General features: G+C 63.9%; 9 protein-coding genes. 3 read left to right on the top strand and 6 right to left on the bottom strand.

Going from position 1 to position 14,263, the window contains the following annotated elements:
* Positions 1-130: 130 nt before the first annotated feature.
* The 4 genes from KA354_10745 to KA354_10730 all read right to left on the bottom strand — a co-directional run bounded on the left by KA354_10745 (position 131) and on the right by KA354_10730 (position 7,007).
* Positions 131-1,795 (bottom strand): FHA domain-containing protein, encoded by a 1,665-nt coding sequence (locus KA354_10745; protein MBP7935113.1) that lies wholly within the window; start codon positions 1,793-1,795, stop codon positions 131-133.
* A gap of 337 nt (positions 1,796-2,132) precedes the next feature.
* Positions 2,133-4,238, bottom strand: coding sequence for a polysaccharide biosynthesis protein (locus KA354_10740; GenBank protein ID MBP7935112.1), 2,106 nt, complete (start codon positions 4,236-4,238; stop codon positions 2,133-2,135).
* 167 nt (positions 4,239-4,405) lie between these two features.
* Positions 4,406-5,812, bottom strand: coding sequence for a hypothetical protein (locus KA354_10735; protein ID MBP7935111.1), 1,407 nt, complete (start codon positions 5,810-5,812; stop codon positions 4,406-4,408).
* A gap of 97 nt (positions 5,813-5,909) precedes the next feature.
* A complete protein-coding gene (locus KA354_10730) occupies positions 5,910-7,007 on the bottom strand; it encodes a chemotaxis response regulator protein-glutamate methylesterase (protein ID MBP7935110.1) in 1,098 nt (365 codons plus the stop codon).
* A gap of 139 nt (positions 7,008-7,146) precedes the next feature.
* On the opposite strand from KA354_10730, the gene KA354_10725 reads away from it, so the two are divergent.
* Positions 7,147-9,615: a hypothetical protein gene (locus KA354_10725; GenBank protein MBP7935109.1), complete on the top strand. Its 2,469-nt coding sequence runs from the start codon at positions 7,147-7,149 to the stop codon at positions 9,613-9,615.
* Between the two features lie 106 nt (positions 9,616-9,721).
* Positions 9,722-10,111, top strand: coding sequence for a response regulator (locus tag KA354_10720; GenBank protein ID MBP7935108.1), 390 nt, complete (start codon positions 9,722-9,724; stop codon positions 10,109-10,111).
* Between the two features lie 92 nt (positions 10,112-10,203).
* Here the strand turns inward: KA354_10720 and KA354_10715 are convergent, their stop codons facing one another.
* Positions 10,204-11,748, bottom strand: coding sequence for a DUF2961 domain-containing protein (locus KA354_10715; GenBank protein MBP7935107.1), 1,545 nt, complete (start codon positions 11,746-11,748; stop codon positions 10,204-10,206).
* A 183-nt stretch (positions 11,749-11,931) separates the two neighbouring features.
* A complete protein-coding gene (gene lpxB, locus KA354_10710; protein ID MBP7935106.1) occupies positions 11,932-13,104 on the bottom strand; it encodes a lipid-A-disaccharide synthase in 1,173 nt (390 codons plus the stop codon).
* Between the two features lie 316 nt (positions 13,105-13,420).
* Here lpxB and rpsB point away from each other — a divergent pair, with 316 nt between their 5' ends.
* Positions 13,421-14,248, top strand: a complete 828-nt coding sequence (rpsB, locus tag KA354_10705; GenBank protein MBP7935105.1) for a 30S ribosomal protein S2 — start codon at positions 13,421-13,423, stop codon at positions 14,246-14,248.
* Positions 14,249-14,263: the final 15 nt, after the last annotated feature.

The raw sequence follows: 14,263 nt of genomic DNA, 5'->3' as shown, positions 1-14,263 counted from the left end.
GGCGAGCCCTGTCCGCCCGCATGCGCCGCCTTGGTTCCTCGTGTGATTTCCCTCTTCAGCACCGGTGCTGAATTGGGGCCCAGCGGGGCGATCGAGGTTGGATGGGGTGAAGGATCGCTTGCGCGCCGTGCTAGTCGACGTTCGAGTACGTTTCGCCGCTTGCCTGAGGCATTTGCTGGACGGGCAGCCGGACGCGGAAGACAGTGCCTTTGCCGGAGGTGCTCTCCACGACGATGCGTCCGTGATGCTCACGGACGATCTTGCGAGCGACCGGCAACCCGAGGCCGGTCCCCCCCTGTCCCTTGGTTGACTTGAACGGCTCGAAGAGGTTTTCGATCTTGGTGGGCTCGATTCCCGGGCCGTTGTCCGAGACGATCAGGTCGGCGATGGCCTCCTTGGCGTTGAAACGGGTTGACACGTTGACGACGCCGGTCTTGGCGGCCACGGCCTCGATGGCATTGGAGATCAGGTTCATTGCCGCCTGCTCGATGCCGTCGGCATCGAGGGGGATCGGGGGGAATGGTTCCTCGAGGTCGGTGAGGAGCATGACCTGTTGCTCGTCGGCCTTGCGCTGCAGGCCGATGACCACGTCGGCGACGATGTGGTTGAGGTTGCACGGCCGGAGGTTGGGCTCGCGGGTCTTACTGAAGTTGAGCATGTTGAGGGTCATCTGCATGATGCTGGCCAGGTTTCGTTGGACGATAGCCCACCCTTGGGCGATGGTGCCGAGGGTCTGTTTCTTGAGGCCCATCTCCACGATTTCGGCGCCGCCTTGGAGGGCTTGGAGTACGTTCTTGATGCTGTGCGAAAGGTAGGCGACGGTTTCGCCGGTAGCCGCCAGCCGGGCGGTCTGCATCTGCTGATGGACCAGTTCGGCGTTCTGGACTGCCAGGCCGGTCATCTGGCCGATGGCGCCCATGAGCCGCAGCTGCTCGCGGGTGTAGGTGTGGGCTCCGGCCGCGGAGTCGATGTGGATCACACCCATGAGCTGGCTGCGAACCATGATTGGCGAGCAGATTACGGAACGCAGGCCGAAGCTGTGGATGCTGTCCTGGGCGGCGTCCTGGGCGAACCGGGCATCGGTCATCGCGTTCGTGCACAGCACTGCTTCCCGTGTGTCAATGACATGTTGGATGATCTTCTTGGAGGTGGTGATCTTCTGTTTACTTGCCTGGATGCTGCGCCGGGATCGCACCACGCGGGGGATCAGATCGCCGCTCTCCTTGTCGTACATGAGGATGAAACCGTGGTCGACCGGCAGCTCCTCGCGAATGACGTCCATCACCCGTTCGAGGAGCTGGTCGGGGTCGATGATGGCCCCGATGGCCGAACTCAGCTCGGACATCACGCGCCAGGCTTTGGCCGCCTCGGCCAGTTCCGGGCCGGCGATGATGACCGATTCCTCGCTGGATACCGAGGAGAGGATGGCCGAGTCCATGTTGGCGCTGCTGACGTCCAGGTCGACCAGGTCCCGGGGGCTGTGGGCGGGGCTCAGTTCGGTTCGGGACTGGTCGCCCGCGTAGACCAGCAGCGTGGCCCCGATTTTGATCTGATCGCCGTGTTTCAGCTTGACCGGCTTTCGGATCCTGACGCCGTTGACGTAGGAGCCGTTCACGCTATTGCAGTCGTGGAGGACCCAGTCGCCGTTCTCCGGGTGCAGTTCGGCATGGCGGCGAGACACGGTTCGATCGGTGAGGGGGATCTGGTCGCTCTCGCGGCCGAGGACGGCGATTTCGTTGAGGGTGCGGTAGGTTCGCCCTTTGTCGGGACCCTGCAGTACCATCAGAGTTGCCACGTCCGTGCCCTCGGTAAGCTTCCTAGCCGATTCGCATTGTCGTCGATTCGAGGCAGCGCACGACCGGAATTGCTGCCCTTACTTATACGTTTTGCGGCCGTCGCGGTTTCATGTTCGGGCTCGCAGGCAGTGTCATCAAGGTGGAACGGACCCCTCGGCGGTGGAACGAAGGGCCGCCTTGGGATAATCGATTATACTTGACTTCGGGTGGAGGTCAAAGCTGGGCTGGCCCTTTGGGTGAGGAGGTCTCTTGGCTTGGCGAAGCAGTCCAGGGGGTGAGGGGGGCGAGTGGGCCTGGGTTCAGGTCCGGCGATGGTTTCCCGGCTGCGGCGGTCGACTATCTGGGGGATGGGGATGCGCGGTTGGGCTCGGGGTTGGGTGAGTTGCCGGCCAGGGAGAGGTGGGTTCGGTCCGGGGCGGCGGCGGGCCTGGGTGCCGGGGCGGGGACGGAAGGGGTGTATTCCGGGACGGTTGCCTGGAGTTCGCGCCGGATCTCTTCGGATGTGGCCGTATCAGCGATGCTGACCAGGAGCTGGATGCGCTGGCAGACGCGGTTGAAGTCTTCGGGTCGCTTCTTGATGATGCCGATTTTGGGGTGGGCGGTACGGCTGACGTCTTCTCCGGTGATAGACAGTTCTTCGAAGAGCTTTTCTCCTGGGCGCATACCGGTCTCAACGATTTCGATGTCGTCCTTGGGGCGAAGGCCACACAGGGTGATGAGGGTCTCGGCCAATTGGAGGATACGGACCGGTTCGCCCATATCCAGGAGGAAGATCTCACCGCCCTTGCCCATGGCTCCGGCCTGGAGCACGAGTTGAGAGGCCTCGGGGATGGTCATGAAGTAGCGGACCATGTCGCGATGGGTGATGGTCACTGGGCCGCCGCGTGCGATCTGTTCCTTGAAGATGGGGACCACGCTTCCGCTGCTGCCGAGGACGTTTCCGAACCGGACGGTGACGAATTCGGTCTTGCCGCCGGTTGCCGCGGACAGTTGCTGGACGTACATCTCCGCCACTCGTTTGGTGCAGCCCATCACGCTGGTGGGGTTGACGGCCTTGTCGGTGGAGATCATCACGAACTTGGCGATCCCGTGCTCGTTGGCGGCATCGGCCAGCACTCGCGTGCCGACGATGTTGTTCTTGATGGCCTCTCCGGGATTCCACTCCATCATAGGCACGTGCTTGTGGGCGGCGGCGTGGAAGATGGCGGTGGGGCGCTCGGTTCGCAGGATCTGCCGGATCCGATCGAAGTCGCCGATGTCGGCCACGCAAGGCACCCGGTCGATGTCCGGGAAGCTGCGGGCCAACTGGCGATTGATCTCGAAGAGTGCGTTTTCCATGCGTTCGAGGAGCAGCAATCGCCGGGGCTTGAACCGGCAGATCTGGCGGCACATTTCGGAGCCGATGGATCCGCCGGCGCCGGTGACCAGCACGACCTTGTCCCGGAGGTAGTCGCCGATGGCATCGCTATCCAGGGTGATGGGGTCTCGGCCGAGCAGGTCCTCGATATCGACGGGCTTGATCTGACTGATCTCGACTCGTCCTGCGATCAGATCGCTGACCGCGGGCACGGTGCGGAAGCGGAGATTCAGGCCCTGCCTGGTGCAGCGATTCACGAGTTCCCGGATACGTTTTTGAGGCGCGTCGGGCATGGCGAAGAGGACTTCCTGGACCTCTTGTTTCTCGGCGATGGTCGGGAGTGCTTCCGGTGGCCCGAGCACATCGACGCCGCGAATTCGTGTTCCGTGTTTGCGGGGATTGTCGTCGAGGAGTCCGATGACGTGGTAGCGGGCGGTGGTGTCGCGGACGACTTCGCGGAGGATGGAGTCCCCCACGTCGCCGGCTCCGACGATGAGCAGGCGCGTTCCCGACGCATCGGTGGGATCGTAGACTTTCTCGTAGTAGAGTCGGTAGCTGATGCGGGCCGAGGCCACCAGGACCATAGTGAAGAACCAGTCCAGCAGCAGGACCCGGTCGGGGACCCACTTGGCGGGGGGCTCGGACAGTACACCGGCGGGGATGAGCACGTAGGTGCCGAGATAGGCCATTGCCACGCAGAGGAAAGCGCTGATGTAGGAGGCGGTGGTGATTCTGAATACGTCGCTCAGGCCGACGTACCGCCATGACTCCCTATAAATCCCAAGAAAACCAAAAACCGCTATTTTAATGACAAGGGCGACGGGGAGGAATGTCAGGAACTCGCGCGAGAACCAGTAGACGAGTTCCTGACCGGTTCCGGTTCCCTTGTCTGCGGCAGGATGGTAGTAGTAGTAGCCTGATCCAAAGTCGAAAACGCTGTTTCGCTCGGGGGGGTAGGGTCCGTAGGCGGCCATGAAGGACAGGAACAAACACAGGGCGAAGACCACTGAGTGGAGGAGGAGCGACCGCCAGATAAACGGGTATGGCCGCCAGGTCAGCCTGCGTATCGCTGATGCGTCGCTCATGGATGGCACTATCGGTTCATGGGGCCGGCAAGTCAATACCCGACGGGCCTCCTGGAGATTCGCCCGGTTTGGTCGTTGGCGTCTTCCTTACGGCGCGGTCTAGGGGACCTGGTTATGGCCCCGGGCGGGCCGGCTGTTCAGGGCCGGCCGGTGGTTTTCTTACGCCATCATGGGCGAGCTGACGGGGTCGCTGCGACCGCTGCAGCGGCCTTGGACATCATCGCCGTGAAATGGATGGGCCACTCGTTCATTTCCTCGTAGAGTCGGGCGCTCTCGTCTGTCGCGCGGGCGGGGGCTTGGGCTTTCTCGGACTTCTTCCTCTCCTCTTCCTGTTGCTTGGCGCGGAACGCTGCCGCGGCCTCCTTACTGAGCGCCAAGGCTCCGGTAGCGTCGCGTTCCGCCCAGGCCATCATGGCCCTGATGGCGATATAGGCGGGCTCTTTTGAGGGGAGGGAAAGACGCACTTTGGTGCTGATGGTGGCGAACTCTGGTTGGTCTCTGAAGAGGGTGCTGCTCAATCCCGCCGGATCTCGAACAGCCTCCTGCAGGGCTTTGAGTCCGCGATACTCGCGGGCGGTGCGATCGAATGTGGCAAGCCATCTGAGGTCAGCGGTTGCCTGGTTGTATTCCTCGGTCGCGATATGGGTATAGAACAAGAGCAGCCTGACTCGGGCGCGTTGCTCGAGGTCGTTCTGGGCGACCGTTTCCGCGAGCATCAACAGGTCTCTGGCTTCCTGGTAGCGGACCTGCTTGAATCGCTCCTTGCCCCTGGCCTCGTAGCTACTCCTTCGCTCCTCGATGAGTTGGCGGTCAGCCTCCAATCGCTGGCGTTCAGCCTCGATGGGCGTGAATTGCCCGGCGCCGGGTGTGATGATCTGGGTTGGCTCGACGGGCGTCTCGCTCCCATCTGGGGCGGGGCCGCTCGTGGTCCTGGGGGTAGTGGTTTTTGCAGTTTGAACCTGGTTTTCAGAAGTGGGCATGTTCATGTTGGTTGCGGAGCTGGGCAGGAAACCGCCTGCGTAGTAGTTGGTGGTGTTCTGCCAACTGATCACCGTCGCGTCGAAGCTCCGGCTTCCCTGGACGACGTCACCGATGGACGGGCCGCGCCGGCTGCCGCCCGGGGTGAGTCTGGTGAGCAAGTTGCCCGGGTTCGCCGGTCGATAGTTGAGGCCCGGGGCGGCTGCGGGGCTTGCGAGGCTGCTTCCGGTGACGGCCAATCTGGTCAATGATGCGCGGCCTTGTTGGCCGAAGGGGGACGACAGGGCGGTGTTGGCCCGCGATCGGGCACCCATTCGCTGCCAAGAGCTCATGGCGTTTGCGTTCTGGATGGTATTGGCTGCCCCGAAGCGCCGAGTGTCCAGGCCGTTGGCCGGCGATTGGCCGGACATCATGGCGAAGCTGTTGGTCAGCGATCTGGACGGGCCGCTGAGTGAAGGCGAGTGAGCGCGGTTGTAGGAGATGCCGCCGGTGAAGCCCTGCCCCCAGGTCGTGGCGGTGCCGAGGAGGAGGGTTGCAGCGGTTGCGATGCAGGCTGCATTCCATGAAGTCCGTGGGGGCGTGATCCGTGTACTCATCCGAGCGGTCCTTTCAGCGAGACTGAAAAGGGGGCGTACCGGGCCTCCTCGCACTGTGGGGTCGCTACCCTACTGTAGACCGGGGTGGGCCTTCAGATCAAGTTATCGACAGTTGGAGAGACTGGGTTTGAGGGCTGGTTGTGGCTTTCTTGGGTCCGCGTGACATCAGTCGGGCAACCGTCAGGGGGATCTTGGGAAGCGGAACGACGCCGTCGGCCGCCCCGATCCTGACGGCTTCTTTGGGCATGCCATAGACGAGGCTGGTTTGTTCATCCTGGGCGATGGTCCAGGCTCCATTCTGCCTCATCTGGCGAAGGCCTTGGGCGCCGTCGGCGCCCATTCCGGTCATGATGATGCCGATCGCGAAGGGGCCGCAGGTGCGGGCCACGGAATCGAAGAGGGTGTCAGCGGAAGGGCGGTGCCCGCTGACTTTGGGGCCGTCGTCGAGTTCGATGACCAGGGAGGCGTTGCGGCGGTTGATGCGGAGATGTCGGTTTCCGGGGGCGACGTAGACGTGTCCGCTTTCAATACGAGCGAGGTGCGTGGCCTGCACAACGGTCATGGAAGAGGCGGCGTTGAGGTACCTGGCGAAGGAGGAGGTGAACGCGGCAGGCATGTGCTGCGTCAGCAAGATGGGGGGGAAGTCGCTGGGGAACGCGGGGAGCATTTCCATGAGTGTCTGCGGGCCGCCGCAACTGATACCGATCGCGACGACCCAGCCTCGGACCTGGCTGGGTGGCAGCGACGGGGCGTTGGTCGGGATTGTCCTGGAGGAGATCACACGTCGCCGGTACTTGTTGCGGGCCGCTGCCAGCACGCGTTCGCAGAGGCGGGTGCGGAAATCGGCGGATCCGGTCATGCGACCCGGGCGCGGCTTGGTGACGAAATCAAACGCTCCCTTGTGCAGGGCTTCCATGGTGATCCGGGCGCCGGACTGGGTCAACGAAGAAACCATGACGAATGCCACGGGTGCCCGGCTGGGCACGCGTTCCAGGACGCCCAGGCCGTTGAGTCTGGGCATCTCCACGTCCAGCGTGACCACATCGGGGCGTAGCGAGTGGATTTTCACCAAGGCGTCTCGGCCGTCGGTTGCAGCCCCGACCACCTCGATTCGCGGATCGCTTCCCAGAGTGGTGGCCAGGATCTTCCTGACCACCGCGCTGTCATCGACGATCAGGACTCGGGTCAGATTCATGGACATGGTTCTGGGACGCAGGGCGGAGCCACTGGGTTATGAATCACATCCAGAAACACGGTCTGGATACTCTCTATTTCGGCATACCCGGGGAGGTGCTTTGGCAGATGGGTGGCGGGGGTCGTGAATGGAGGGGGTCGTGGCGCTGATCGCTCGCGGCGGTTATCGGGAGTATCATGATTCAGGAGCCATGGGTTTCGTCACGTTTGAAGTTGACACTCCGGACCTGGCGGGCTGGTTGTGGGCGGCCGCAGCTGGCCTGTTATTGCTGGAGCTCGGTCGGTACGTTATCCAGGGCAGTCGTCCTACCGGTCGCCGGACCCGATGGCTGGTTTTATCGGTCGTGGTCCTGGTCGTGGTTCTGGCGGTGATGGTTTTCAGGCCTGCGTTCGATTCCTCGATGCCGGTATACGCCTGCCTGGTCACGGGGATCCTGTCGGTTCTGTGGCTGTGGCGGAGTTATCAACGGACGAACCGATCGCTGTCGTTTCCTTGGCGCTGGTTACTGCCGGGAGTCAGGGTGCTGGTTGTGTTCGTGGTTCTGATGGTCGTGATCGGGCCGGTGTTGCAGTGGACCCATGTGGTTCGCGAGCGCGCAGCCATTGGATTCGCCCTGGACAACTCCCGCTCGATGACTGTTCGTGACGCCGTTCCTGTCGGCGACGCAAGCCGGTCATCGTTCATGACCCGCCTGGAAGCCGTGAAGGCGAGCGTGGATCGAGCGGGTGCTTCGCTGGATCGGCTCGGCGAGTCCGTGGACATTCGGTGGTTCGTCTTCGATCGTGAAGCGAAGTCTGGCGGGGCGGCGGATCTGGATGGCGAAGGGGGTTCGACCGCATTGGCGGAAGCGGTTCGGCAGGTGGCTGGTGCCCTGGAACAGACCCGCCGGAAGGTGGCGGGGGTCATCGCCATTTCCGACGGGAGGGACAATGCTTCGGTACTCTCTCGGCCCGAGGAGGTGGGCATTGATCTGGCGGCTCTGGGGATTCCCTTGTACGCAGTGGGGGTGGGCAGCGATCAGCCCGTGGGACAGGTTCGGGGGCTGCAGGGACGGCGACTGGACGCTCCGTCGCAGATTGCCATCGACAACCGGCTGCCGGTCGCGGCCGAGTTTCTGGCCACAGGGCTGGCGAGCCAGCAGGTCGAGGTTTCCCTGCTGATCGACGACGTTCGAGTCGCATCGAAGAGGGTGGAGCCGACCCTGCCTCGCGAGTCGGTGCGGATCGAGTTCTCGCCGGCGATGAGCGACGGGGGGCTGCACCGGGTGACGGTGGAAGCCAAGACGGCGGCCGGGGTCACGGAGCCGGCGGAGCTCTCCCAGTTTGTCCGCGTGAGTCAGGATTCGATATCCGTTTTGTATGTGGATCGCCCGCGCTATGAGCGGGCGGCGATCGTGCGGGCTCTGGCCGCGGCCCGGGAGTTGCGGGTGACCCGCCTGGATGTCGACCAACTGGTTCGCAAGGCCAACCGCGGCGAGGGTGGCGGTCTTGGGTCCGAGTTGGGTCGTCATCGTGTGGTGCTGATCGGGGACATTGAGTCGGGATTTCTGACGCCGGCCATCCAGGCCGAGCTTCGTGATGCCGTGGTGGGGGGCCAATGCGGGCTGGTGCTTGTTGGGTGTGTACGAACGATGGGGGGAGGGTTGGCTGACGGCCCGCTGGCGGAGGTGCTTCCGGTTGGCGGATCGGCCGTTGGCGAGCTGCCCGGGCCGGTGCCTTTCGAGCTGACGGATGCCGGGCGCGTCCATCCGGTCTGCCGGCTGGATCCGGACGTTGCCACGAGCGGGGCGGCGTGGGTGCGGCTGCCGCCGTTCGCGGGATGTGCCCGGCTTGCCCGTCCGGCTCCCTCGGCCGAGGTGCTGCTCAGGAGCATGGATGACAGTCCGCTGATGGTGGTCCAGCAGTCCGGCAGAGGGCGAGTGGGCGTATTAGCCTTCGATTCAACCTGGCAGTGGTCGTTTTCCGACCCGCGGGGCCGCGAGCTGCAGCAGCGATTCTGGAGGCAGTTGGTGCTATGGCTGGCCGACCGTCGGCCGAACGTTTGGGCGAGCACCGATCGTCCGAGATACGACCTGGCGCGTCTTCGGCCGGGGGTAGACTCGGTCCAGCTGCGAGCAGGAGTCATCGATCCCGATACAGGGCAGGAACCGGCCGGAATTCGAGTGACTGGATCGCTGAAGGTGCCCGGCGGTACGGTGCTTCCGGTGCAGTTTGTGCGGGCAAAGGGTGGTTTCGAGGCCAGGCTGACGCCAGACCGCGTTGGCGAATACCACGTTGAAGTCGTCGCCCGCGCGGGTGAGCAGCTCGTGGACAAGGTTCAGGCTGCATTTGTGGTGGCCTTGGTGGATCAGGAACTCGCGGAGCCGCTGGCCGATCTCGAGACCCTGAGGCGCATGGCCGCTCGGACGGAGGTGGTCGGCGGGCAGTACGTGCCCCTGGCGGATCTTCCCCGGCTTCTGGATCGTATTCGGGCGTCTGCCGGTCAGGCGGAGTTCCGACAGAGTGAGCGCATCCGTCTGGTGGGGGATCATCCCTGGATTTGGTACTTGGCCCTCGTGTCGCTGCTCGTCGTCGAATGGACGGTTCGCAGGCGCGTGGGGCTGGTCTGAGAATAGGGCGGGTCATGCCGTTGCTTTGGTCGCCGAATGCAGTTACACTACGGGATTCGTGAGGTTTGATCCCCTGTAGACTGCGCACCCCAGGAGAGAGATCGTCATGGCTGAACCTTTTGACGGGAAGAACATACTCATCGTCGATGACGACCCGGACATTCTGGTTGCGATCGAGGCCGCGTTCAAGGACATCGGGGCCACGATTACTACGGCGACTGACGGTAACACCGCCACCACGAAGGCTCAGGATGCCGGCATTGACCTGATCATTCTGGATGCGATGCTCCCCCAGCGCAGTGGTTTTCTTGTTCTCGAGAAACTCAAGGGCAAGAAGCCTCGCGGCAGCAAGCCCTACGTCATCATGATCACGGCCAATACCGGCAAGCGTCATCAGCAGTGGGCCGAGAGCCTCGGCGCGGATGGCTACATCAACAAGCCGTTCCGCATGGATCGGCTGATCGAATCGGCCAAGAACCTGCTCGCCAAGGGCTGATGCGCGGGGCCCGTGCTTTTCTCCCGGACCCGATGGACCTGAGCAGACGAACCTGATGCGAGTTCCACGGCATTCGCCGGGTGGGATGGCTTTTACCGCGCCCCGATCCACTCGATGACCGACAGCACTGCGTTGGAGCGGGCGCTCAGGTTCTTGATGCGGATCGCCAGTCTGCCGTCCTCCGTTTGCGGCGAGGTCACTCCGGTCTCGATCCACTTGCCCTCCTGGAATCGCTCGAACGTGCCCAGATCCTGGTCGCCGATGAAGACCTGCTGGCGGCGGCCGCCCTCGAAGGTGTCCGGATCCAGGATATACAGCCGCAGCGTTCCGGCCGCGCCTTTCGGGACGGTGAGGTCGATCTTGAGCTCGGTGTTGTCCGCCCGCGTGTGATAGACGGGCAGCGGCCAGCCGGCGAAGGTGTAGCCTGTATGGGGGGTCATGCCGAATCCGGGCTCGGCGAAGAAAACCTCTTTCTTGGGGCGCCCGCACATCACGTGCAGCTTCACATGGCGGTCGCGCAGTGATTGTTCGCTGGGGAGTTGCTCTTTGTCGGGCCAGAAGGGGTCTTCTGGTGCGGGTTCGCGTTCTGCCGCGGCGGGCATGGGCGGGAATGCGGCGTGGGGCTCGGCCTGGTACCAGTAGACCGTGCTGGAGAACTGCATTGTGCTGCCGGGTTTGCTGAACTCGCGGTGGAACATGGGATCCTCTTTTTCGCCGAACCCGATGGCCACGTCGAGTGATTTCTCGAAGGAGATGCTGTCGTGGATGAAGAACCGGTAGGCCATCGCGCCCTGTTTGAACGGCCAGTAGCCGGCCAGCGGAAACACGTTTTCGTTCTCCGGGAAGCCCCAGCTGAAGCCGAACGAGTCTTCGATCCCCTGGAATTCGACTGAGGCCTCCTTCTCGCCGTCCACACGGAACTTCTCGTTCATGTCCACCGGATAGGCGGGGGACCCCGGCCGCCGCATGGTGACGTTCCAGCCGACGAACTTGCCTCTGCCCTTGGCCTCGAGTGCGACGTACTGCTCCTTGCCGATCAGCAGGCCGCGCTGCCGCCAGTGGGCATGGAAGTAGCCTTGGTCGGCCGGCACGGAGTCGAGTGACCGCCACATGACGTACGAGTAGCAGGGCATCATCGCCCAGAGCGTCTCGCCTGCCTCTTGCGGTCCCTCGTAGACCAGGGTGATCCTGGCGGACTGGCGGAATGGCATCGGGAAGTAGGCGTTCCAGCCGCGGCGCTTGTTGACCAGGGCGGTGTTGACTTGTTGGCGGAAGCCGGCCGGATCACAGAAGAAGTCCACGAACGGGCAGTTGACGCTCGGCTCCGCCTCGCCGTCCCACCACATCTTGATGAGCAGTTCGCGGCCGAGGGTGTATTCCTTGGGTTTGCCGACCGACCAGTTCGGCAGAGCGAAGTGGATCATGGTGATGACGCCGGGTCCTTTGACGTCGGCCACGACGACTTCCTTGCCGGACTTGAACTGTCGCTCCAGCGGGGTTTCGATCCAGAGCCCGTTCTCGGCCCGGACCTTGCCGTGATCCAGCTTGGAGAGGCTGGAGAAGTCGGAGCCGGGACTTCGTATAGCGGTGGTCAGTCCAGCACAACAAACGAGCATCCAGGTTGGGGTGGTTCTCATGGCCGGTACCTCCTGGTTTTGATCGCAGCGGTGGATCCGTGCGGGCAGTCTACGCCGGCAGAGGGGCTTGTTCAACGGGGCCCCCGGCTTCGGGATGATGTCCGGGGCACGAGTGCTCGATCCGGGTTCCGCCTTGCTCCTGATGGCCGCGGCTCGGGCAGGGGGTAGCGAAACGCGCAGCCGTCATTGGCGTCGTGTTGCTGCGATCATCTCCAGTGCGATCCGGGCGGTCTGCTCGGCGGCACTGGTTGTGCCCAGGGAGCGGATCACCGCGTCGAGATCCTGGCTCATGGTCGCCGCGCGGGCGGGCCTGCCGAGGATGTCGAGCGCTTCGGCGGCGATGGGCTTGGTGGACGTGTAGTAGGGCATGAACTCGGGCACGATTCGGCGGTCGGCGAGGATATTAACCAGGCACAAATGCGGCGTCTGGATCAGCCATCGCCCCGCCAGCCGGTACCCCCATTTTGAGCCGTTGTACATGACGACCATAGGGACGCGATGCCAGGCGACTTCGAGCGTGGCGGTGCCGGAGGCGCACAGGGCGAAGTCGGCGGCGGAGAGGATTTCCGCGTTGTGGTCCGTCTCCACCCGGTTGTTCAGGCGGGAGGCCGAGAGGCTCGCTTGGATCCGTTGAGCCGCCGTCGGGTTGGCTGCTGCGAAGAGGAAGACCGACTCGGGGTATTGGGCGGCGATGGTGAGGGCGATCTCGATCTGTCCGGGGAGGACCTCCTGGACCACGTGGGCGCGGGAGCCCGGCAGGCAGGCGACGATGGGACGGCCACTTTTCCGGTACTCGGCCACGGTGGCCGCATCGGGTCTCACCTGGGCGAGTTGCTCGATCAGGGGATGTCCCACGAAGGTCGCGTCCACGCCTCGGCTGCGGAAGTAGTTCTCCTCGAAGGGCAGGATGGCCGCCAACCGGTTTACCCGCCGGCGGACCCGGCGGATCCGCCAGGGGGCCCAGGCCCAGAGTTGGGGGGCGATGTAGTAGAGGACGGGGCAGCCGGTGGCCTGGATTCGTTTGGCCATGGGCAGGTGCAAGGCGGGGGAATCGACCAGAATGGCGAGATTGGCGGGCTGCTCGGCCATGAGTCTGCCCACCCGTCCGATAAGCTTGAAGGCCCGGCCGGCGAGTCGGACGGCTCCGACCAGCATGGTTGCCTGGGCGGTCCAGTCCTCGATTGCGGTGCAGCCGGCGGCCTGGGTGAGGGGGCCTGCGACTCCCGTAACCTTCGTATCGGGGGATAGTTGCAGGATTCTGGAGACGAGAGATGCGGCATGGCGATCGGCGCTGGGTTCGGCGGCCGAGATGAAGACGCGGGCCGGCTGACGGGTGTCTGAGGTCGTCAGGGTCATGGGCGGCGGCCTCCCAACTGTGGGCCGGACGAAACGGTCCACGAGCGGGCAAGACTGTATCGCGAGGTGGCGGGCGGGGCAAACCGATCGGGGGGGGCGGGCTGTTGTGCCCGACTGGCATTGACGATCGCCATCCCTTATGATGCGCGATCCTGTATCGCCTGAAGCCGCGACGGCCTTTCGGCGTCCGGCGGAAGGTGAGCCCATGCGCGTGGTGTGGGTGTGGGGGCGTGTGAAGCGCGGATCGGCCGCGCACGCGGTTGGGACTCGGGTCGCCCGCCTGCGGTTTTGAAGGGCCCGCACCTGGAGGTGTCGTTTGGCTTCGGAATTCGTTCAGAGTCTCGTCAGTTCAGGGGTCCACTTTGGACATCGTACCAGCCGCTGGAACCCCAAGATGCGGCCATACATTTTCGGCAAGCGCAACCAGATTCACATCATTGACATTCGTGAGACGGTCAAGGGTGTCCTGCGGGCCAGCAAGTTTCTGGGCAACGTGGCCGCCAATGGGCAAGACGTGCTTTTCGTCGGCACCAAGCGTCAGGCTCGCCCCGCGATTCAGGGTGTTGCCCAGAAGACCGGGATGCACTACGTCATCGAGCGCTGGCTGGGGGGTACGCTGACCAACTTCCGCACGATCCGTTCACGGCTTGCCCGCCTCGAGGAACTCGAGGCCATCGAGGCCGCGGGCATGGCCGACAAGTACAGCAAGAAGATGATCTCGATGCTCACCCGTGAGCGCCGCAAGATCCAGCGCAATCTGGAGGGCATCCGCAAGATGACCAAGCTGCCCGGCGCCCTGGTACTGATTGACGTCAAGCGTGAGCACAACGCGGCCCGCGAGGCCCGCAAGCTTCACATCCCGGTCGTTGCGGTGATTGACACCGACTCGGATCCCGACACGGTGGACATTCCGATTCCGGGCAACGATGACGCGATGCGGGCGATTGAGCTGATCCTGAACCAGTTGGGGGACTCCATCCTCGCCGGGATGAAGGCTCGGCCGGTCAAGGAGAAAGATCAGGAAGAGCGTCCTGGCCGTCGTTCGAGCCGAGCCACGGCCCGGGCCGGCAGCGAGCCGGTTCCCGGTGAAGGTCCTGCCAAGGATGACTCTGATCCCAGCGAATCGGCCATGGCGTCCGCCTGACGCCGGACCCTGCGG

The sequence above is a fragment of the Phycisphaerae bacterium genome, from assembly GCA_018003015.1.
GTDB lineage: Bacteria > Planctomycetota > Phycisphaerae > UBA1845 > PWPN01 > JAGNEZ01.
This window is presented reverse-complemented; position numbering and strand designations above follow the sequence as displayed.